The following is a 21343-nucleotide window of genomic DNA, read 5'->3' on the forward strand; positions in this document are numbered from 1 at the left end:
ATTTGACTAACGTTTTTTTGTTACATTATTATGACATCGCTTGTCAAGCCTTTTCCGCCTTACCCTGATGCGGTTTAACCATATTTTTCCTTAACTCGCCACCCCATAGACAACCCATAAGCACCCTATAAACACCCTGCAAGCAGCAAAAACAATGAAAAATAAGCCCCTAGCGAAAACCCAAGCGAGAAGAAAACCAAGGAAAACTAGCACGTGTTTTAAAAAAGGTGTGTTAAAATAGCGCTTCATAAAATGGCATAAAACCCAAGTAGGGTTAAAACTAAAATGGAAAATAACACAATTACAATAAAACGATTTAACAGAAACGTCATCTTCGCTGCCTTTATCACTGTCTTATCCGCACTGATGCTTCCTTCGTTAGCCCGCGCGGATATGGTTAAGTGTGTTGTTAAAAAACACCCCGAAGTGGTGACCAATTACTTTGATTCGGGCGATACCAAACAAAGAGAAAAATGCCTCACCACGCCTGAAGTCATCATCACGGCAACAGGCGAAAAAATAAAAACCCAATACAAAGCCCCTACTGGCAATGCCTATAACACCAATGCGACCAAAGCCGAGTTTGAGCCAGTCGCCGCCAAAGATGTCAAACCCATGGGCTGCAGCGGCTCTGGTGGCACGGTCAAAGTCAACGGCAGAGTCTTTCACCTCGATCCCGCCGCGTTATGCGAAAAATACGGCGCAGGTGGCAAAGGCTCTATCAGCAAAGGCTATGCCGCTAGTCACGTCAAACTCAATGGCGTTGATGCCAATTTCCGCAAAAAAATTTCCGCCTACGTTAACAAAATGGCACGCAAGCACAACATGGAGCCCGAATTTATTCATGCCGTTATTTCAGCTGAATCCGCCTACAAACCCAACGCAACCTCGCATGCTGGCGCCATGGGTTTAATGCAACTGATGCCGTTTACCGCAGAACGTTTTGGTGTCAAAAATGCCTATGACCCTTATCAAAACGTTGAAGCTGGTGTTAAATATCTACGCATTCTTTATGATGAATTTGGCACGCTTGAACTTGCCGCCGCTGGTTATAACGCAGGCGAAGGCTCTGTGCGCAAATACAATCGCAGCATACCACCATTTAAAGAAACACAAGCCTATGTCCCAAAAGTCATGGCCTTTTACAGAAAATACAAACAGAATCGAACACTGATTGCACTTAATTAAACTTATCATTAAATGACGCCATCACGCCTCGATATCCGTATTCATCCTAAGTTAAAAACAAGCAAAAGATAAACCATAACCCAATTATTCACTGAGTCTACTATGATGAAACTTATCAGACACGCTGTATTTTCGATGGGCTTAATCATGAGCCCATTTTTTTCGCAAGCAAGCGAGTTCGAGGTCAATAATTACCTTAGCGCCAAAGCTGCGATTGCTGCTGGCGCAGATATCCGTGCAATTGAATCACTGACCGCCCACCCCCTTTACCCTTATTTAGCGGCGGATTTTTACCGCCAAAATTTAACGCGAGATGCTGATATCACCGCGCTATTTACAACGCATTTTGATGCGCCACCTGTACGTCGATTACACGACACATGGATACTGCGCCAATTTGATTTAGGCAACTTTGATACGATCGTTAAGCACTACTACGACACGGGCGACCAAGCTGCCAACTGTGCCTATCGAAGTGCATTGCACCAGCTAGGCAACCACAAAGACGCGCTCGTCGATATCGATAAAATCTGGTTATCACCGCGTTCCATTTCTCACTATTGCGACACCATTTTTGGTGCTTGGGAACAGACGAATCAGCCTGATTATATTTTAAAACGCGCACGATTAGCCTACCACGAAGGCAATACGGCGTTTGCGCAAACCATGGCCGACAAACTTCCAGAGCAAGCTCCTATTTTTTCTCGATTTATTGGTTTTTTAAATGCGCCAACAACGCTACTTAATTATACGCCCGAGCAGCTAACAGCGACGCCACTACACCGCGATTTATTGCCTAGCGCACTAGAAAAGCTCGTCAGAATTGATTCGGTCAAATACACCCCGTTTGCGACACAGTTTGCCACACAGTTCAGCGACAATAATAACTACCAAGCTATGCTGAGTAAACTCACTCTATTTTTGGTCAATCGCCATAATTCGCAAGCACTAACCACCTACGCACTAATGACGCAGCCAGATGAAGACGCCACCGAAGCGATTACGCGTTATCTTGTCATTAATCGCCAGTGGGACAAGCTGCGTCAACTCACCGAAAATTCACCCAAAACTAACTTAGTTAATTATTGGCGCGGACGTGCTTTTGCAGCACTAGGCGATGATAAAAACGCCAAAGCCCACTACCAACTCATTGCCAATAAACGAGATTATTACAGCTTTCTCGCTGCGGACAAACTCAATCAACCTTACGAATTTAACCACGAACCAATCAAACCCGTTGCTGAATTACAAACAGATCTCAGCCGCAACCAGTCGTTGATTCGCGCCAAAGCATTTACCGAAAACGGCGACCACACTAACGCTACGCGCGAAATCCTAGACATCGCAAGCAAGCTCGCGCCACCTATGGCGAGACAGCTCGCGTACTGGCTTAATCAACACAGCTATCACCACGAAGCAATTATTGTGCTTGGCCGCATGCGCGATTGGAACGACACCGACGTTAGATTTCCCAGACCTTACGACTCGTTAGTCGATGCAGCATCGCAACTCACAGGCGTAGATGCCAACTGGATTTACGCTATCATTCGCCAAGAATCATCAATGAACCCACGTGCCGTTTCCAGCGCTCAAGCACAAGGGTTAATGCAGCTCATCCCAGGCACTGCCAGACAAATGGCCACTGCCTATAACATCACGCTTAATTCACAAGATATTTTCAACCCGAGCATCAATACACAGCTTGGTGCGGCTTACCTAAAAAGCATGCATAATCGATTTAATCATCTCGTCCTTGCAACCGCGGCCTATAATGCGGGTCCTGCCAGAGTGGAGCAATGGGTTAGCTTTGACACCAGCGATATAACCATCTGGATAGAAGCCATTCCGTTTAACGAAACCCGCAAATATGTCAAACGCGTCTTAGAGTACAAACAAACCTACGCGCAATTGCGACAAACCACCTTACCCAGCGTAAGCGAACTCATCAACTTAAGCGCTAATTAACGCCTTGATTGAATGATGTTTTTTTCTATTTTACCCCGCTAACCAATTGAACTAACTTTGAACTAACAATTAAAGGATTTAATCATGCTAACTCAACACCCTGTTTTGTCAACTGTTTTATCACGCCGCTCTCTACGCCACCCACTGCTTGCTTTTTTACTGTTATTATGCGGATTAGCGACTAGCATCAGCCGCGCTGATTTTATTGCCGCTGTTATTCCTGGCAGTTTTGTAGATTATTCCGCAGCCTACCTCGTTATCTCTGGCGAAGCAGGCACAGCAGGAACCATCACCAATAATGCAGGTTTTAACTTGCCTTTTACCATCGGCGCAACACAGCTCATTGAAATCCCCATTCCGCAAACTGCATTTGTTGGCAACCCTGACGTGCTGGGGTCTGTTGTTCAAGAAGCCCTATTCATAAACGCTGACAAACCAATCGGTGGTTATATCCTAAGAACAGATGATTTATCATCCCGACCCGCTCCACCCCCTTTGGCGACAGACAGACACTTTTCATCAGAAGTGATGCCGCTATTAAACACCAATCAACTAGGTACTCGGTACCGTGTCCTACAATCGACTCGCGCCAGCGGACCTGCCTTTCGGGCTGATTTCGTTGACCGAAGTATCGCCATTGTCGCGACCCAAGACAACACCAGCGTCACCTACACACCAAACGAAGATTTAATCACCCCAGCAACTCTTGCTGGCACACCAGTTACCACCACACTAAACGCTGGGGAATCGATTGTATACAGCAGTGAAAATACCCCAGCAGCTATTATCGATAGCAGCGGCGGACTGGTTGAGTCTAGCAAACCAATAGCCGTATTTACTTACATTAGTCGAGGTTTTGCACCTCAAATTAATGCCGTGCCTCTCCCTATTTTGGGGCGTAGCTTGCTAGGCATGCAATTACCGCCAAGCAGTTCTTTTGGTACGGAATTTGTCTTTGCAAAAACGCCATATAGCAATGATAACACTGACCCTAGCACAGGAGATGACATTATTCACGTGGTTGCCGACCTAGACAACACTGAAATTCGAGTTAATGGCACCCTAATTACGACAATCAATGCAGGCGAAAGCTTTAGCATCAACGGTGCTGACGGCGTAGAAAGTGCAGTAATTGAAACCTCCAATCCTGTGTTGGCTGCGCAGTATGTTCGTTCGCAAGGTAGTGATAATTTTCCTGGTCCCGCTGTCACATATTTACCACCTGTTACCCAAACCGCTAGTCGCTACTTATTTAACAAACAAATCAACGCCACGGCTATTTACACCGAAGAATACCTCAATATTGCGATTCCAACCGCCGCACTAGCCAGCTTGGCAATCGACGGAACAACGGTTGACACGTCTAGTTTTATGCCTATTGGCACGACAGGCTACAGTGCGGGCAATATTCTCATACCGAGTGATGTCGGCGAGATTACTGCCAGCCAAAGATTCACCGCAACCATTGTGGGTTACGGCAATAATTCGCCTTATTATGGCAATTACTTATCTTTACCAGTCGGCCTATCATCACCTACAAGCAAAATTCCTGCCTTGACGCCGTGGTTTTTATCCCTTATCGTTTTATTGCTTGGCAGTATGGCCGTGCTTTATCGTCGCAAAACCCAATTCTACTAGAACCCATCTATCATGACGCATAAAATCGTGTGTGTCGGGCGCAACTACGCTGACCACGCCAGCGAACTAGGGAATGCGATTCCTAGTTCGCCTGTATTATTTATGAAGCCATGGGACAATTTGGCTGACCTCACTAAGCCCATACAGATCCCAACACACTTAGGCGGAGTCCATCATGAACTGGAAATTATCGTTGAAATTGGCCAACCGCTCAAAGCACCTAGCAAAGAACAAGCCAGACAAGCGATTCGCCGCATCGGATTAGGGCTAGACTTAACCTTACGCGACATCCAGAATGAACTAAAAAACAAGAGACTGCCTTGGGAACGCGCCAAATGCTTTATCGGTTCATGCCCAATTGCTTGGGCAACCATTGATACCACATTAATCGATTTAAATCACCTGAGCCTTCGATTTTTCAAAAACCGTACTCAACAACAATCTGGCAACAGCGCACAAATGCTGTTTTCTATTGTCGATTTAATTAGGGATATCAGCCGCCAATTTACCCTGCAAATGGGCGATATCATCATGACAGGGACGCCTGCGGGTGTTAGCACCCTTTCTCAAGGTGACCAATTGCGATGTGAGCTTTGCTACCACCCAACAACTAACACAACAACGCACACAACAAGGCACACAGCAACTAGTCAAACGCTATTGACTATCGATACAACCGTTGTCAGCCTTACTTAAAGCATCTATTTTTTTAGCATCCTTTTCTGATTGCCCACCCACTCATTGTTCATCCACTTGAGCAACCCAAATTAACACTCAACTCACCCAAACCACTCCACTGCCGTTAGGTTATTGAGCATCAGCGCGTTCGGCATTAGCGTTCGGCATTAGCGCTCAGCATTAAACCATATTGCGCAATTAATTGCATCACGTTCTCCGAAGAGATACCGCTGTGCGCTAAAAAGTGGGGATTAATTAACGATTGTCGACGCCCATACTGTAGCGGTTGCGCTGTTTTAAAGTCAAGCACTTCACCGCCGACCGCCTCCAGTATACAATGCCCCGCTGCGCTGTCCCATTCACTGGTATCCCACATTTTGGGATAAATCGCGGCACGCCCTGTCACCAAATCGATAAATTTCAGTGCGCTACCACGGCGATAGCAATCATAATCACCAAGGACACTCAACAACTGCCGCATCTTATCACTGGGGTTATCCGCGCTAATCGCGACCCGAAACGGCGCAGTGGGCGCGCTCTGTTTCAGCGAAACCACGCCAGCTTGATCACATTGCAAAACACCGCGTGAGCTATCGGCAAGCCAAGCACGCTGCGCTACTGGCGAATAAATCAAACCAAACACAGGGCGATGGTGATAAATCAGCGCAATACAAATACAAAAATCATCGGTTTGATTAATGAATCCTTTGGTCCCGTCTATCGGGTCTATCAGCCAATAAACAGGCCAGTCTAGCCATGCATTACTTGCGGGTAAATTTTCTTCGCTGAGCACAGGATAATTGGCAATTTCAGCCAACCCTGCCTCGAGACACTGACTAGATTCCATGTCGGCAATCGTGACGGGGGAGCCGTCGCTTTTATGCGTAATATTAAGCGAAGACTGGTAGTAACGCATGACACATTGCGCTGCTTTTCCCACCAACCCCAGCGTTTGCTCAACCTGCTTGTCATTCAAAATAATCATACCACTATTATAGCGAAATCTCGGCACTGATTGTCAGAATAACTGGCCTTTTCCTCGGTTTTTTAACACGGTACTTTGGGTTGTGCTTTGGGTTGCGTTTTGAGCTGAATTTTTAATCTAATTTTGAATCCAATTTCTAGCCAATTTTGCAACCTGCCTTGTTGTTTTTGTGATCTTGTTCCTATCATTTATTTAACTTTAACTTATCGTAATTACAGTATATACTGTAATTACGATAATCTTAGTAGGAAAAGCCATGAATTTACCACCGCTCATACAAAATTTTGTCATTCATTTCGGTGAAATGGGTTCACGCTGGGGCATCAATCGCACTGTCGGACAAATTTACGCCCTGCTGTATCTATCGGATCAGCCAATGCACGCTGATGAAATTGTCGAGCAGCTGGGGTTTTCTCGCTCTAATGTCGCTATGAGCTTAAAAGAGCTCATGGGCATGAATCTTGTTTTACGCCAACATCTACCTGAAGACCGCAAAGACTACTACGCCACGCATGATGATGTTTGGGATATTGTCCGTAATTTACTGGAAGAGCGCCGCAAACGAGAAATTGATCCTACATTGACCATGCTTCGTTCTGTGATTATGGAAACGCCCGCCAGCGAAACCGAAAAACAGGCACAAGAAAAAATGAAAGCCATGCACGATATGATCGAAATGCTGACAGATTGGCATGCAGAAATGCAAAAAATGGAAACAGAAAAACTCATTAATCTGTTAAAAATGGGCGCTAAAATCTATCAGGTTTACCTCCTCAAAGACAAAGTAAACCCTTTTGCTAAAAAGAAAGATAAAGCGGTCATCGAAACACCCCCTAACAACCCATCGGAGTAAACCATGGAATTTGATGCCTTCATGCTATCGCGTATTCAGTTTGCCGCCAACATCACGTTTCATATTATGTTTCCATCCGTCACGATTGCGATGGGATGGATTTTACTTTTTTTCAAATTACGCTTTAACAAAACGGGCGACGAAGCATGGATGCACGCGTATTTTTTCTTTACTAAAGTTTTTGCCCTTAGCTTTGCCATTGGCGTTGTCAGCGGCATTACCATGTCATTCCAATTTGGCACGAATTGGCCAGGTTTTATGGAAGTTGTCGGCAATATCGCAGGCCCGCTCCTTGCCTACGAAGTGCTGACCGCTTTCTTTTTAGAAGCCACTTTTTTAGGCATTATGCTCTTTGGCTTTCGCCGTGTGCCAGGCTGGCTACACACCACCGCCACGTCGCTGGTCGCGATTGGTACAACCGCATCCGCTTTTTGGATTATCGTGCTCAATAGCTGGATGCATACACCGACTGGATTTGAAATGATTGCCAACGATACTGGTCTAATGCAAGCCCACGTCACAAACTGGTGGGAAGTCATTTTTAACCCATCAATGCCTTATCGATTTATTCATATGCTACTGGCCTCTGGACTCACTGCATGCTTTTTGATTGCAGGGCTGTCTGCGTATCGCTTGCTTCGAGCCGACCCCTCGCCAGCCGTATTAAAGGCACTAAAAACCGCATTATACAGTGCTGCGGTGCTCATTGTTATGCAAATTATTGCAGGACATGAGCACGGCCTCAACACCAAACAATACCAGCCCGCTAAACTCGCCGCCATGGAGGCCGTCTGGGAAACAGAGCGCAGTGTACCGTTTGTGCTATTCGCCATCCCTAACGAAGCCGAGCGCCGCAATGATTTTGCCATTGAAATCCCCTATGCTGCCAGCCTCGTTGTTACCAGCTCTCTTGATGGCGAAATCAAAGGACTGAACGAATTTGATGTGCATCCACCTGTTGCGCCTGTATTTTTTGGATTTCGAATTATGGTGGGTATTGGCATGCTAATGTTGCTCGTTTCTTGGATAGGAAGCTATCACTTAACACGCAACAAACCCCTTAAAAAATGGTTTTTATATATCTTGGTCGGCATGACATTTGCAGGCACCATTGCAACCATCGCCGGCTGGTATGTGACTGAAATTGGTCGCCAGCCTTGGTTAGTCGAGGGGGTATTAACGACTGCAGATGCACTGGGACCAATCTCTGGCGGTATGGTATTTTCAACCCTGATGATGTACTTAGGTGTTTATGCGTTTTTGACGGTTGCTTATATCGCCACGTTATTTTATCTGGCGAAAAAAGCCGGCGACGGATCCAGACGAGACCCTGAAAAACTGGTTGCCGAAGGTGGTGAACGCCATGCATACAGTGCAAGCGCCACCACTGACTGAGATTGTCCGCAGCTTAGACAACAAACAACAAACATGACAAGAGGATAATATGATTCAACAAGCATTGACCGATGGCACGTGGCTACCCTACACCTTTGCTTTTTTGATGGGTTTGTCTATGCTAATTTATGCCGTCTTAGACGGATACGACTTAGGCGTGGGCATGTTAATCGATCGCGCGACAGACGACGAAAAAGACACGATGATTGCCTCAATTGGGCCGTTTTGGGATGCTAATGAAACTTGGCTCATTCTCGGCGTGGGGCTGCTGCTTGTTGCCTTTCCTATGGCGCACGGCGTTATTTTAACCGCGCTATACTTGCCCGTTGCCATCATGTTATTTGGTCTTATTTTTCGTGGCGTATCGTTTGACTTTCGCGCCAAAGTACCAAAACATAAAAAAAATCGCTGGAATAAAAAATTCTTTTACGGATCACTACTCACCGCACTGGCACAAGGGTTTATGTTGGGGTTTTATATCATCGGATTTGATACCAGCTTGGCAGGTTTATTGTTTTCGGTGTTAATTGCTGTTGCACTGGCCTCTGCGTATTGTTTAATTGGCGCTTGCTGGCTTATCATGAAATGCGAAAAACAACTTCAAGTCAAGGCGGTGCGCTGGGCAACTATCCACACGATTGGGTGCGCGGTCGGTTTGGCTGCCGTTTCTGTCACAACGCCACTAATGAGTGAGCGTATTTTTAACAAATGGTTTGCATTCCCAGAGCTACTTTGGCTGGCGCCCATTCCTGTCCTGACAATCGGGTTGTTACTGAGCCTGTTTTTACTACTCAAAAAACTCCCCATGCAAAACGACCGTTATTGCTGGCTGCCATTTGTGATGACGATTGTCATTTTCATATTGGGTTTTTTGGGGTTGGCGTATAGTTTTTTCCCGTATCTAGTGCCTGAAAAAATGACCATTTTACAGGCCGCCGCCGCACCCGCTTCGTTAAAAATTATGCTCGTTGGCGCGTTGATTGTCTTGCCGATTTTAATCGCCTATACGTTTCTTGCCTATCGAATCTTCCATGGCAAAGCGACGGAATTGCATTATGATTAACTAACGAGATTTATTCTTGACGTAGCCTGTCTATCAAGCTTAATAAATCTTCGCCTTGTTTTACCTTGTCTAAGATGTAATACAGACCAACTGATGAATTTTGACCTAATAATTTAGCGTATGCCGCTTTTGCACCCTGATAATTTCTGATATTTTGCTGAGCATCGTCACTCCAAAATTTACTGGGCTTATCCAATGCAGTAACACGGAAAAATTCCGCCGACGTAATAGTCGGCAAATCTATATAGTGATGGCGAAAATCAACTTGCAAAGCTGCACCCTCATCAAACCATGTCGGTATTTCCATCGTCCTTTTTAGATACCCCAATCGCGCTAAAATTTCAGCATGAACCAATTCATGCGCAACCACATCAATACCGATTTTATTTGCATCCAAGATAATATAGCTTTCCCACGGCGTTAAATAAGCAACACCTGGAATGCCTTTTGGCAGATTTAGCTTGGTAGCTTCCTCATCATCAGAAACAAATAGAATTTTGGGATTTGCGAGTGGCTCACCATAGTAATCCGTAACTCGCTGTCTCGCCTCCGAGATTAAATTAATGGCTTTTTTTTGGTCTTTTTCCGAAAACTTTTTTTGTGTATAGATTTCATCCGCTATTTCAATAAACCCGAAAGAGTCAATAAAAACAAGACGTATCATATAACTATAATAATAACCAACCAGCAAAAAACCTGCTAATAATACAATAAGACTAGACTTAATCAACTTACCTTTCATTTTACAATCCTTGTCGGTTCAAAACGCTTTTATCCGAGGGAAAAATATCAGCAGGGATGTCAATGCCTTGGGACTGTGCCAGTTCGACAAAGCGCTGGTAGTTTTCGCTTGCCTTTGCGCTATCACCTAGGGCTTCATAGCCCCGACCAAGCACAAAATACCCATAGGCAGCATTAGCGTCATAGTTGACGATATTGGCGGCGACTAGAATCGCTTCGTTATGCAATTCATAACCCAATAACCACACCGCCATCTGTGTATATTGCTGGATGGTCTCTGCTGACATCGGGTATTTTTCTAGGTAAGCGATATAGCGTTTTGTTGACTCATAGTTAGGCTTAAATGAACTGCAAGCGCTACTAGTACGCCCACTTGTCGATTGTTCTTCTAAACAAGTTATTATTTCGTCCAATGAACGCTCAATATGAAATGTTGTTTTACACTCGCTATCAGATAATAATGCGTCAAAAAAATTCATCACTGGATAGTCAAGAGGGAAATCAACTAATTTCCGACATTCGACAATAGGAAGGTCTGGGTCAGGGCCTTCTCTTCTATAGATAAATATTTCGGAAATGCGCCATGCATGATCGTTTTTTGTATAAGTGACTTCAAGTTCATTTCTATCACCACCCGTCTCGACCCTAACTTGACTGGTTTTTGGGTACGATACGGTGAAAAGCCCTTGTCCATAGCTTATGAATGTAGATAATGCTTTATTTGGGCATGAAAGATAAAACGGGGCAGCGTTCTCGATGTGCTCAGGATAGTCCTCTTCATAAGTAATGACACAATGCTCATCTTGGAAAAAAAATTCTTGGGAAACATGCTCTTGAGCCGCCACCAGATTGGTAAAACAGATAATAAAATAAAACCATAAATTTCGTATCATGCTAACTTTCAATTTTTAAATTCCTAGGCAGTTATTACTTTTAAGAAATACACGCGCTATCTACAGCTTGCAACCGAAATGCATTCGCTACCTTAGTACAATAAAAAAGGCCCGAACCAATAACACGGGTTCAGGCCTCGATACTGACAGCTAATCGGTTTACGTTATCTACACGACAACGTGCGACCGTTATGATGATTTGATATTTAGCTTTTCCTTGATTCTCGCAGCACGTCCCGTCAATGAACGCAAGTAGTACAACTTGGCACGTCTGACGTCACCACGACGCTTGACCTCGATCGAATCGATACCGTGACTGTAAGTTTGGAATACCCGCTCAACGCCCTCTCCGTGTGAAATCTTACGCACAGTAAAGGCAGAATTCAATCCACGATTTCGTTTGCCGATGACGACACCTTCAAATGCCTGAAGTCGCTCACGGTTGCCTTCTTTTACCTTAACCTGCACCACTACTGTATCCCCTGGCGCAAAGTCAGGATACGTTTTGTTCATTTGGGCTTGTTCAATCTCGTTAATTAAATTGCTCATCGTGTACTCCACACTTATTAGTTTCTATATTGTTTTAAGAAGTCGTTCAAAAGACATAAATCTGCTTCAGAGAGCGCCTTCTTGGCAAATAAATCTGGTCGTTTTAACCAGGTCATTCCCAGTGCCTGTTGATGTCGATAAGTCGCAATCGCTTGATGATTACCGCCCAACAACACTGTAGGAACAGATTTGCCAGTAACCGTTTCCGGTCTCGTAAAATGCGGATGATCCAATAACCCTGTGGCAAACGAATCATATTGTGCAGACTCGTCATGCCCCAACGTCCCTGGAATTAACCGTGCAATACTGTCAATAACAGCCATTGCTGCGATTTCTCCGCCACTTAATACAAAGTCCCCTAAGGAACATTCTAAATCAATTTCATCATCGATAACCCGCTGATCGATGCCTTCGTAGCGCCCACATAATAACACTACATGGGGTTTTTTGCTTAGTTTTTTCACCAAACGATGGTCTAATCTTTGCCCTTGCGGACTCAAATAAACCCGATAACCGCGACCGTGCTCTGCTTTGATACGTCCTAATGCTTGCATCAAAGGCGGCGCTTGCATTACCATGCCAGGTCCACCACCATAAGGTCTACCATCAACCGTCTGATGCACATCGCTAACAAAATCTCGCGGGTTAACTATTGACAGCGATAAAATTGCTTGCTTTATCGCACGTCCTGTCACGCCATAAGACATTGCTGACTCTAGCATCTCAGGAAATAGACTGATGACGTCAATCCGCATCATCTGCTTCCCAGTCCAGCGTCCAATCAACTATCATTTTGTTTGCATCCAAATCCACGGATAATACAAAATAATCAGGCACAAAGGGAATCAAAATCTCCTGTGTTTCTTTTGTATCACTATTTTCATTAGTGACAACTATCACATCGTTGGCGCCTGTTTCCATCAAACTAGAGATGCTACCAAGCAATTTGCCATGCAAGTCAAAAACCTGCAACCCAATCAAGTCGTCCCAATAATATTCTTTGTCGTTTAGCGCTGGTAACTCACTGCGTTTAATAAACAGCGATTCGCCAATCAAATGTGCCACTGCTTCGCGAGAGTCTACGCCATCAATATATCCAACAACGTATTTGCCCTGTTCGCGTATCGACGAAAAAACCACAGCGCTTTTGGATTCACCAACATAAAAAGTTTTATATTGACCAATTCCTAGACGTGGCCGAGTATAAGAAAATAACTTAACCCCACCACGAACACCAAAAAAACTACTGACTTTACCCAGCTCGATGTATTTATCCACGGCAACCTGTTACCACGAACACACCAATCGCTAAATTTAGGCCTGTGCTTTTTTGTAATCTTTTAATAAGCTCGCAACGCGGTCGCTTGGCTGGGCACCTTGGCTAATCCAATGCTCAACTCGCTCAACGTTAATTCTGAGTTTATCGGCTTGCCCTCGCGCTACTGGATTGAAAAAACCAACATTTTCAATAAAGCGGCCATCGCGTGCACGGCGGCTATCTGCCACGACTACTTGGTAAAAGGGCTTTTTCTTCGCGCCACCGCGAGAAAGTCTAATTGTGACCATTAATAACCTCAATCAATGTAAATAAAGGACGATAATTTTACCGTTTTTCGCGTAAAAATAAAGCATTTATTTTATTTATTTCGCATACCCGTATTTTTGTTATGCCTAAATCGGCTAATAAAATCGGCTGCAGACAGCCCAACGCCATCAGCAACCTATTTTTACTTACTTTACCATTATTTTAACTTATTCATCAGCCCTGGTACTTTGCCCTGCATTTTATTGGCCATTTTCAACATTTTCCCCATTTTTCCTGAGTTAAAATTAGCCATTTGCTTTTGCATTTCTTTAAATTGCTTGAGCATGCGGTTTACCTCTGGGATATCAATCCCGCTTCCCGCAGCAATCCGTTTTTTTCTAGAGCTTTTAATCAGCTCTGGGGTTAACCGCTCTTCGGGTGTCATCGCATTAATAATTGCCACCATGCGACCAATTTGTTTGCTGTTTAATTGCTGATCTCTGACCTGCTGCGGAATTTCACTCATGCCAGGGATTTTTTCCATTAACTTTGCGATATCCATGCCTTGCATTTGTTCGAGTTGATCTTTGTAATCAACCAACGTAAACTTTTGCCCCGATTGCATTTTTTTAGCCAGCTTTTCGGCTTTGTCTTGATCGACTTGGTGCTGAATATCTTCGACTAAAGACAGCACATCACCCATCCCCAAAATCCGTGATGCAATCCGCTCTGGGTGAAATGCCTCTAGCGCGTCGGTCTTCTCACCAATACCTAAAAATTTGATTGGTTTACCCGTGATATGGCGAATCGACAACGCAGCACCGCCACGTGCGTCTCCATCAATTTTCGTCAATATTACGCCTGTTAACGCCAGTGCATCATGAAATGCCTTGGCGGTATTGGCGGCATCTTGCCCCGTCATGGCATCGACGACAAATAACGTCTCAACAGGATCAACTGCGCTGTGAATTGCCTGAATTTCCGCCATCATTTCAGCATCAATATGCAAGCGGCCCGCCGTGTCAATAATAAGCACATCCAGTGTTTTTTGTTTGGCATACGCCAAGGCACGCTGCGCGATATCTAGTGGTTTTTCGTCAGCGCTACTCGGGATAAAGTCAGCACCTACTTGGCTCGCAACGGTTGCTAACTGCTCAATCGCTGCTGGTCGGTAAACGTCTGCCGAAACGACGGCGACTTTTTTATGCTCTCGTTCAATCAATCGTTTGGCCAACTTTGCTGTACTGGTGGTTTTACCCGAGCCTTGCAAGCCCGCCATTAATATTACCGCTGGCGGCTGTGCACTCAATGCCAAGCCATCATTCGCCTGCCCCATGACCTCCGTTAATTCTGCATGCACAATCTTGATAAATGCCTGTCCTGGCGATAGCTTGGTATTAACTTCCGCGCCGATGGCTTTGTCTTTAATCTCGGCGATGATTTGCTTAACGACGGGCAAGGCGACATCTGCCTCGAGCAACGCCATGCGAACATCGCGTAACGCTTCCTTGATATTGTCTTCGCTAAGGCGTGCTTGGCCTTTTAGGGTTTTAACGGTTTGCTGTAAACGCTGACTTAGATTTTCAAACATAATTACTCTATTTGCATTCGATTTGTTGGAATTTATTGGGATTGATTTGGCTTGAACCAAGTATTGTATTATATTATAACCGATAATGCGGCGAAAGTTTTAACAAATATACCGCTTCTCTGCTACGCACCTGTCACAGCAAGCAACAAAGCAAGCAAACACAGCAAGCGGCACAACAAACCCACACAAAACACAACCTGAACGGAGTTTGCCATGACCAACCAACCAGCCCCAGCATCTAGCGCCGAAAACACCAATGCCAAAAACGTACTCGGTGAACCGCTACAATCCTGCTGTTTTGCACCCATCACAGGATTTTATCGCGATGGCTATTGCCGAACAGACAAATACGACATCGGCGAACACACCGTATGCACCCAGATGACGGAAACCTTTCTCAACTTCTCTAAACAAGCGGGCAATGATTTATCAACACCACGCCCCGAATTTGGTTTTCCAGGGCTAAATGCAGGCGATCGCTGGTGCGTTTGCGCCTTACGTTGGTTAGAAGCGTATGAAGCAGGCTGCGCGCCACCCGTTATTTTAGCCGCTTGCGATGCCAGCGTGCTCGATAGCATTCCGCTATCGGCACTGCAAGCCCATGCCATCAAAGCAACCCACTGAACGATAACCGCATGCGCTTTCAATTCGAACACAGTTACCAGCAACTGCCCGACTGCTTTTTCAGCCGTGTTGCCCCGTTGCCTGCCAGTCAACCTTTGCTGGTTATATTTAACCACGCATTAGCAAACACGCTTGGCCTAGATTGGTCCGCGTTGAGCGATGAAGCAATCGCCACTGCTCTCAGCGGTGTAACGCTCCCAGAAAATGCCGACCCCATTGCCCAAGCTTACGCAGGGCATCAGTTTGGACACTTTACCCAGCTTGGTGATGGCCGCGCGCATTTATTAGGCGAACATCGTACGCCCCAAGGCGAGCGCCTAGATATCCAGCTCAAAGGTGCTGGCCCTACGCCTTATGCTAGGCGTGGTGATGGTCGCGCAGCGCTTGGCCCTATGTTACGCGAATACCTCATTAGCGAAGCCATGCACGCGCTAAACATCCCGACCACACGCAGCCTTGCCGTCACGGCAACTGGCGACCCCGTCTATCGCGAGGATGTCCTTGCTGGCGCGGTACTGACCCGCGTTGCGCAGTCACACTTACGCTTTGGCACCTTTCAATATACTGCCAGCACGGGCCAGCCTGAGTTTACACAACACTTACTGAATTATGCCATCAATCGACATTTTCCAGATTGTGCAAATCATGACAACCCTGCCTTGGCTTTTTTACAGGCGGTTTGCGATAAACACGTGACACTGGTGACTGACTGGTTGCGCGTTGGTTTTATCCATGGCGTCATGAATACCGATAACATGACCATATCGGGCGAAACCATTGATTACGGCCCTTGTGCGTTTATGGATACATACCACCCAGACACCGTATTTAGTTCGATTGATCGCCAAGGTCGCTATGCTTTTGCTAATCAACCGACGATGGCGCAATGGAATTGTGCGCGTCTAGCCGAGACTCTACTGCCGCTAATCGACAGCGACACGGACCAAGCTATTAAACAAGCCGAGGCATGCGTTAACGGCTTTAGCAATCAATTCACCCGCGCGTGGCGACAAATGATGGCTAATAAACTAGGGTTAATCGACAGCGAAGCCCAAGACGATTCGCAAAACAATTCCCAAGACAATTCACTCATTGAGGATTTGTTACAGTGGATGCAGACAAACCAAGCCGACTACACCAACACGTTTGTTGCGTTGACGGCTGAACACCTCCCTGACGATTCGATTTATCACACACGCGAATTTCAGCAGTGGCACAGCGCTTGGCAAACGAGAATTGCACCTCACTTACCCGCCGCCAAACAAACAATGAAAGACAATAACCCGCTCGTTATTCCTAGAAACCACCAAGTAGCGCACGCCCTCAGCGCAGCAGAAAGTGGCGACATGGCGCCATTCATGGCGTTATTGTTCGTACTACAAAAACCGTATCAAACAACCTCAGATACCAAAAAATACCAATCCCCGCCTGCGGCTAGCGAACGCGTATATCAGACTTTTTGTGGCACATGAGCCACATTGCCTAGTACGTTTTTAATTCACTCGCTATTGCGCTAATGGCTGTTCTAGCTGCCCCTCGGGTGGTTGCTCGGATAGTTGCTCGGATGGTTTTATCAAAACCGACTGCCAAAAAGGCAACATAATCGCATAAATTTTCGGTTGCGCTGCTACGTTGGGGTGCAGCCCATCGGTCTGGCTATAATCGGGCTGACCCACAATATCAGAAAACGCATCGCCTGAGAGCAAAGGCAATTCAAACGTCTCGGCTAGCGTTGCAAACACCTGCGCAAACGCTTGACGAAACGGCGCGCCGTAATTTTGTGGCAAATCCATACCAATTAGCGCTACCTTAGCACCCGCTTGCCGTGACAAGACAATCATCTCGCGTATATTGTTTTGCATGGCAGGCAACGACAGCCCGCGCAAGCCATCGTTTGCACCCAGCGCCAAAAACACCCAGTCTGGCTGGTACTGCACCAAAGCATCTGGCAATCGCGTCAATCCATTTGCCGTTGTATCACCGCTAATGCTATCGTTAATCATGATTACTGGTGGTTTTTGCCGCGCCAGCTCAGCCGCCAACATTGATACCCAATTTTCATCATAGGGCAATCCATAACCTGCGCTCAAACTATCTCCCATTAATAGCACGCGGATACTTTCTGCGGGTGGCGTTACCGAAACATTCGTCTCCGCTGAACTAGGCTTGGCAAACCCCAGCACCGCTAAGCAAATTGAAACAAAAAATAATATTTTCGTACAAGCACAACGCCCAAACATCTGATAGACTCTTTGTAATAATATAATCATGGCTACATAATAAACGAAAATCTCGCATGAATACATCTCAAACACACCTCGTCGCCAAAAATTTATCCCAAATAGTCACCATGGGAGGCGATAAACTCGTCTTGCTAGAGCAGATTAACCTAACCATCGCCAAAGGCGAAAGCATCGCCATTGTTGGCGTTTCAGGCTCGGGAAAATCGACTTTACTCGGCTTACTGGCTGGACTTGAATCCGCTACCGAAGGCGATATTTATCTCGCAGATCAACACCTTACTTCAATGAATGAGGACCAACGCGCCCATGTTCGGGCTAGCCATGTCGGATTTATTTTTCAATCATTTCAATTACTACCTAACCTCACTGCGCTGGAAAACGTCGCACTGCCGCTAGAGATCCTCAATCGTTCGCATGATCAACAATTAGCCAAGGCGATGCTAACACGTGTGGGGCTAGCCAATCGACTGCACCATTACCCCAAACAATTATCTGGTGGCGAGCAACAACGCGTAGCTATCGCACGTGCCTTTGTCACGCAACCTGATATTTTATTTGCCGACGAACCCACGGGCAACTTAGACCAACGCACTAGCCAAAGTATCGAAGCGCTCTTGTTTGAACTAAACCAAGAAAACCAAACCACCTTGGTGCTGGTCACGCACGATAACGACTTGGCCGCCAAATGCCAGCGTGTTGTGAATATGCACGCTGGGAAACTCAGCGAACTAACCGAACACAAACCGACACAATAAAACCCGCATAAAAGCCCCATAAAAGCCACATGAAAGCCGAATTACGCCAACAAGCCATACGCTGGAATCTTCTGCGTTTTGCGTTCAAACAACTGTATCGCGAATGGAAAAGCGGGCAGTTGTGGGTATTAACCCTCGCATTAGTCACCGCCATTGCCAGCCACACCGCCATCGGTCATTTTAGCGACCGAATTGGCCGTGCCATTGCCAGCAATGCAAATAACCTAATCGCAGGCGATTTAATTGTCTCTTCGTATCGCCCATTTGAACCAACGCTATCAGAAAAAGCGCTCGCCATTGGTGCAAACGTTGCTGAAAAACGTAACTTAACCACGATGAGCAGCGCCAATGACGCGTTTTTATTAGCCAATATCACTGCGGTAAGTCCAAATTACCCACTAAAAGGCGACATTCAAATTGCTGACGCTTTATACGCAGACGCCTATGCCGTTAAACATCCACCCAGCCAAGATGGCGCGTGGGTAGATGCCCGTATTCTAACCCAGCTCGATTTGGCGATTGGTGATACGCTTCGTCTCGGCAACAAAGACTTTACCGTCACCAAAGTCCTCATTCAAACGCTAGACAGCAGCGGCGGATTTTATAACTTGACCCCACGCATTCTAATCAACCTTAATGACCTCGGTAGCACAGGCATCGCCCAACCCGGCAGTCGTGTACAACATCAATTGATGTTTACAGGGGACACGCGACAAATCGAATCACTACGCACAGCCCTAACACCATTACTCAAGTCTGGCGAACGCTTACGCAGCATCGACGAAGAGCGCCCTGGCATCGCCCAAGCCTTGGACAGAGCCAACCAATATACTGGGCTGGCCAGCCTTGTCGCGCTATTGCTCGCTGCGGTTGCCGTTGCAGGCAGCGGCCGCCACTATATTCAGCGCCATTTCGACACCAGTGCGCTTATGCGCTGCATTGGCGCATCACAAGCGTTTACCGTGAGTACCTTTGTTATACAGCTTCTCGCGATTGCCTGCTTGTGCGGCTTGCTCGGCAACTTACTGGGCTGGAGCATTCAACAAGGACTCATCTGGATGATTCGTGATTTATTACCCAACGACATCCCCGCCAGCCGTTTCAACACCGTTATATCTGGGATGCTATTGTCTTTTATTATGCTACTGGGTTTTACTTTACCGTCACTTATTCGCCTCAAAAATGTCTCGCCCAGCAAAGTGCTACGCAATGATTTGCTGCCACTACCTTTGTCCTCATGGCTAACTTACGCAGGCGCAGTTGTCCTGATTGTGGGGTTAATGTGGCTATACACAGGCAATTTAACGCTGACACTTAGTGTTACGATAGGCGCAGCCATTGTTCTCGGCGTGTCAATTTTAATGATACGGCTGCTGTATCAATTACTGGGGCGATTACTCCCCTATTTCCCAAACGTGATGCGCCCTGGCATGCGTCATTTTTTACGGCGTAATTGGACAACTAGCGCACAGACGATTGCATTTGGTTTAACCATTATGGCATTAATGCTGATTTTTTCGATACGAACTAACCTCATTAACACTTGGCAAACCAGCGTCCCATTGGATGCTCCCAATCATTTTGTTATCAATTTACAAAAAGACGACAAAGCCGCCTACATCGAATTTCTGCACAAATTAGCCATCAAAGAAACACCGGCATTTCCTGTCGTTCGCGGGCGCTTAACGCAAATTAATGCGCAGCCTGTCAACGAAGTAGTCAGCCAAGAAAACCAAGACCACGAGAGCATCCGCCGTGAATTAAACCTCACATGGGCAACCGAACTACCGGCTGACAATCGTATTACACAAGGCAGCTGGTGGCATAAAGATGAAGCGCAGCCCCTCGTCTCAGTCGAAGCAGACATTGCCAAAGATTTAAATATTCGTATTGGCGACCAATTGACATTTGTCACAGGCGCCAAAACTTGGCAGGCACAGGTCAGTAGCTTACGTGAAGTCGATTGGGGTAATTTCAAACCTAATTTTTATATGATTTTCACACCAGCCACGCTAGATGGATTGCCGAGCACATGGCTGCATAGTTTCTATCTACCAAAAACAGAAAAACATCAGTTAGTTGACTTAGTAAGGCTATTTCCTGCCGTTAGCGTGATTGAACTCGACATCGTTTTAGCACAAGCGCGTCATATCATTAACCAAGTGACACTCGTGCTACAAGCCTTGTTGTTATTTGTTTTGCTCGCGGCCTTTTCTGTTACCTTATCAGAGCTAAAATCCAGTCTCAGCCAACGTATCCGCGAAGGCGCGATCATCCGCACACTCGGTGCGGGCAGCCACCAAATCCGACTGGCACAATGGACTGAATTTGCCGCCATTGGTGTGTTCTCAGGGATGGTTGGTATGCTCGGCACTGACATTATTAACCGATTAATTTACAAACGATTATTTGACATTACCTATGAATCTAGCTTGCTTATGTGGATTACCGTGATTACACTATCAGCGCTAATCATTGGTTTATTGGGCGTTTACAACAGCCGCGAGGTGATACGCAATTCGCCTATCACCAGTTTGCGCGACAATTAAAAACCGCCCATCACCCCAAGCAATTTCATCGCACTAACTAAATAGCCCCCTATCGCCTAGGTAGCATGCGCCGCAGGTTGCCATAGATTCGCCATGGATTTTCAATGG

20 protein-coding genes are annotated in these 21343 nt (G+C 46.0%); 11 read left to right on the forward strand and 9 right to left on the reverse strand.

Annotated features, from left to right (window positions below):
- Positions 1-285 precede the first annotated feature (285 nt).
- The 4 genes from GCU85_RS09925 (at position 286) to GCU85_RS02900 (ending at position 5487) form a co-directional block, all read left to right on the forward strand.
- On the forward strand, positions 286-1188 hold the full coding sequence (locus GCU85_RS09925; protein WP_218110499.1) for a lytic transglycosylase domain-containing protein: 903 nt from the start codon (positions 286-288) through the stop codon (positions 1186-1188).
- 147 nt (positions 1189-1335) lie between these two features.
- Positions 1336-3153: a lytic transglycosylase domain-containing protein gene (locus tag GCU85_RS02890; RefSeq protein ID WP_218110500.1), complete on the forward strand. Its 1818-nt coding sequence runs from the start codon at positions 1336-1338 to the stop codon at positions 3151-3153.
- Positions 3154-3237: 84 nt separating this feature from the next.
- On the forward strand, positions 3238-4791 hold the full coding sequence (locus tag GCU85_RS02895; RefSeq protein WP_152809156.1) for an IgGFc-binding protein: 1554 nt from the start codon (positions 3238-3240) through the stop codon (positions 4789-4791).
- 12 nt (positions 4792-4803) lie between these two features.
- Positions 4804-5487 (forward strand): fumarylacetoacetate hydrolase family protein, encoded by a 684-nt coding sequence (locus tag GCU85_RS02900; RefSeq protein ID WP_152809158.1) that lies wholly within the window; start codon positions 4804-4806, stop codon positions 5485-5487.
- 136 nt (positions 5488-5623) lie between these two features.
- On the opposite strand, the gene GCU85_RS02905 is transcribed toward GCU85_RS02900, so the two are convergent.
- Positions 5624-6454: a 3'(2'),5'-bisphosphate nucleotidase CysQ family protein gene (locus GCU85_RS02905; protein ID WP_152809160.1), complete on the reverse strand. Its 831-nt coding sequence runs from the start codon at positions 6452-6454 to the stop codon at positions 5624-5626.
- A gap of 256 nt (positions 6455-6710) precedes the next feature.
- Here GCU85_RS02905 and GCU85_RS02910 point away from each other — a divergent pair, with 256 nt between their 5' ends.
- From GCU85_RS02910 to GCU85_RS02920, 3 genes are read left to right on the forward strand one after another with little or no spacing between them, the layout of a single operon-like run.
- The gene (locus tag GCU85_RS02910) at positions 6711-7307 is read left to right on the forward strand and encodes a GbsR/MarR family transcriptional regulator (RefSeq protein ID WP_152809162.1); all 597 of its coding nucleotides are present in this window, start codon (positions 6711-6713) and stop codon (positions 7305-7307) included.
- A 3-nt stretch (positions 7308-7310) separates the two neighbouring features.
- Positions 7311-8702, forward strand: a complete 1392-nt coding sequence (locus tag GCU85_RS02915) for a cytochrome ubiquinol oxidase subunit I (protein WP_152809164.1) — start codon at positions 7311-7313, stop codon at positions 8700-8702.
- Between the two features lie 49 nt (positions 8703-8751).
- Positions 8752-9765, forward strand: coding sequence for a cytochrome d ubiquinol oxidase subunit II (locus GCU85_RS02920; RefSeq protein ID WP_152809166.1), 1014 nt, complete (start codon positions 8752-8754; stop codon positions 9763-9765).
- A 10-nt stretch (positions 9766-9775) separates the two neighbouring features.
- Here GCU85_RS02920 and GCU85_RS02925 read toward each other — a convergent pair whose 3' ends face one another.
- The 7 genes from GCU85_RS02925 to ffh form a co-directional block, all read right to left on the reverse strand.
- Positions 9776-10507: a hypothetical protein gene (locus GCU85_RS02925; protein WP_152809168.1), complete on the reverse strand. Its 732-nt coding sequence runs from the start codon at positions 10505-10507 to the stop codon at positions 9776-9778.
- Between the two features lies 1 nt (position 10508).
- Positions 10509-11399 carry a hypothetical protein gene (locus GCU85_RS02930; RefSeq protein ID WP_152809170.1) on the reverse strand — a complete coding sequence of 297 codons (891 nt, stop codon included), beginning with the start codon at positions 11397-11399 and terminating at the stop codon, positions 10509-10511.
- A 189-nt stretch (positions 11400-11588) separates the two neighbouring features.
- Entirely contained in the window at positions 11589-11948 is a 360-nt protein-coding gene (rplS, locus tag GCU85_RS02935; protein ID WP_152809172.1) for a 50S ribosomal protein L19, read from the reverse strand.
- A 17-nt stretch (positions 11949-11965) separates the two neighbouring features.
- Positions 11966-12703, reverse strand: coding sequence for a tRNA (guanosine(37)-N1)-methyltransferase TrmD (gene trmD, locus GCU85_RS02940; RefSeq protein WP_152809361.1), 738 nt, complete (start codon positions 12701-12703; stop codon positions 11966-11968).
- A complete protein-coding gene (gene rimM / locus GCU85_RS02945; protein WP_152809174.1) occupies positions 12693-13226 on the reverse strand; it encodes a ribosome maturation factor RimM in 534 nt (177 codons plus the stop codon). The genes trmD and rimM overlap by 11 nt, the downstream gene beginning before the upstream one ends.
- A gap of 36 nt (positions 13227-13262) precedes the next feature.
- Positions 13263-13514 (reverse strand): 30S ribosomal protein S16, encoded by a 252-nt coding sequence (gene rpsP, locus GCU85_RS02950; protein WP_152809176.1) that lies wholly within the window; start codon positions 13512-13514, stop codon positions 13263-13265.
- A gap of 176 nt (positions 13515-13690) precedes the next feature.
- Positions 13691-15064: a signal recognition particle protein gene (gene ffh / locus GCU85_RS02955; protein WP_152809178.1), complete on the reverse strand. Its 1374-nt coding sequence runs from the start codon at positions 15062-15064 to the stop codon at positions 13691-13693.
- Between the two features lie 213 nt (positions 15065-15277).
- Between ffh and GCU85_RS02960 the strand changes: the two genes are divergently transcribed.
- Positions 15278-15688, forward strand: a complete 411-nt coding sequence (locus GCU85_RS02960) for a DUF2237 family protein (RefSeq protein WP_152809180.1) — start codon at positions 15278-15280, stop codon at positions 15686-15688.
- Between the two features lie 11 nt (positions 15689-15699).
- Entirely contained in the window at positions 15700-17160 is a 1461-nt protein-coding gene (locus GCU85_RS02965; protein ID WP_152809182.1) for a protein adenylyltransferase SelO, read from the forward strand.
- Positions 17161-17193: 33 nt separating this feature from the next.
- Here the strand turns inward: GCU85_RS02965 and GCU85_RS02970 are convergent, their stop codons facing one another.
- Complete coding sequence (locus GCU85_RS02970) at positions 17194-17958, reverse strand: arylesterase (protein ID WP_218110501.1); 765 nt, start codon at positions 17956-17958, stop codon at positions 17194-17196.
- A 26-nt stretch (positions 17959-17984) separates the two neighbouring features.
- Here GCU85_RS02970 and GCU85_RS02975 point away from each other — a divergent pair, with 26 nt between their 5' ends.
- Together GCU85_RS02975 and GCU85_RS02980 are read left to right on the forward strand one after the other, a co-directional pair.
- On the forward strand, positions 17985-18686 hold the full coding sequence (locus tag GCU85_RS02975) for an ABC transporter ATP-binding protein (protein ID WP_152809186.1): 702 nt from the start codon (positions 17985-17987) through the stop codon (positions 18684-18686).
- Between the two features lie 29 nt (positions 18687-18715).
- The gene (locus GCU85_RS02980) at positions 18716-21235 is read left to right on the forward strand and encodes an ABC transporter permease (RefSeq protein ID WP_152809188.1); all 2520 of its coding nucleotides are present in this window, start codon (positions 18716-18718) and stop codon (positions 21233-21235) included.
- The last annotated feature ends 108 nt before the right edge of the window (positions 21236-21343 follow it).

It is taken from the genome of Ostreibacterium oceani (assembly GCF_009362845.1).
GTDB lineage: Bacteria > Pseudomonadota > Gammaproteobacteria > Cardiobacteriales > Ostreibacteriaceae > Ostreibacterium > Ostreibacterium oceani.

Coding starts and splice junctions, on each gene's coding strand:
- GCU85_RS09925 (WP_218110499.1), top strand. CDS start 286: ATGGAAAATAACACAATTACAATAAAACGATTTAACAGAAACGTCATC.
- GCU85_RS02890 (WP_218110500.1), top strand. CDS start 1,336: ATGAGCCCATTTTTTTCGCAAGCAAGCGAGTTCGAGGTCAATAATTAC.
- GCU85_RS02895 (WP_152809156.1), top strand. CDS start 3,238: ATGCTAACTCAACACCCTGTTTTGTCAACTGTTTTATCACGCCGCTCT.
- GCU85_RS02900 (WP_152809158.1), top strand. CDS start 4,804: ATGACGCATAAAATCGTGTGTGTCGGGCGCAACTACGCTGACCACGCC.
- GCU85_RS02905 (WP_152809160.1), bottom strand. CDS start 6,454: ATGATTATTTTGAATGACAAGCAGGTTGAGCAAACGCTGGGGTTGGTG.
- GCU85_RS02910 (WP_152809162.1), top strand. CDS start 6,711: ATGAATTTACCACCGCTCATACAAAATTTTGTCATTCATTTCGGTGAA.
- GCU85_RS02915 (WP_152809164.1), top strand. CDS start 7,311: ATGGAATTTGATGCCTTCATGCTATCGCGTATTCAGTTTGCCGCCAAC.
- GCU85_RS02920 (WP_152809166.1), top strand. CDS start 8,752: ATGATTCAACAAGCATTGACCGATGGCACGTGGCTACCCTACACCTTT.
- GCU85_RS02925 (WP_152809168.1), bottom strand. CDS start 10,507: ATGAAAGGTAAGTTGATTAAGTCTAGTCTTATTGTATTATTAGCAGGT.
- GCU85_RS02930 (WP_152809170.1), bottom strand. CDS start 11,399: ATGATACGAAATTTATGGTTTTATTTTATTATCTGTTTTACCAATCTG.
- rplS (WP_152809172.1), bottom strand. CDS start 11,948: ATGAGCAATTTAATTAACGAGATTGAACAAGCCCAAATGAACAAAACG.
- trmD (WP_152809361.1), bottom strand. CDS start 12,703: ATGCGGATTGACGTCATCAGTCTATTTCCTGAGATGCTAGAGTCAGCA.
- rpsP (WP_152809176.1), bottom strand. CDS start 13,514: ATGGTCACAATTAGACTTTCTCGCGGTGGCGCGAAGAAAAAGCCCTTT.
- ffh (WP_152809178.1), bottom strand. CDS start 15,064: ATGTTTGAAAATCTAAGTCAGCGTTTACAGCAAACCGTTAAAACCCTA.
- GCU85_RS02960 (WP_152809180.1), top strand. CDS start 15,278: ATGACCAACCAACCAGCCCCAGCATCTAGCGCCGAAAACACCAATGCC.
- GCU85_RS02965 (WP_152809182.1), top strand. CDS start 15,700: ATGCGCTTTCAATTCGAACACAGTTACCAGCAACTGCCCGACTGCTTT.
- GCU85_RS02970 (WP_218110501.1), bottom strand. CDS start 17,958: ATGATTATATTATTACAAAGAGTCTATCAGATGTTTGGGCGTTGTGCT.
- GCU85_RS02975 (WP_152809186.1), top strand. CDS start 17,985: ATGAATACATCTCAAACACACCTCGTCGCCAAAAATTTATCCCAAATA.
- GCU85_RS02980 (WP_152809188.1), top strand. CDS start 18,716: ATGAAAGCCGAATTACGCCAACAAGCCATACGCTGGAATCTTCTGCGT.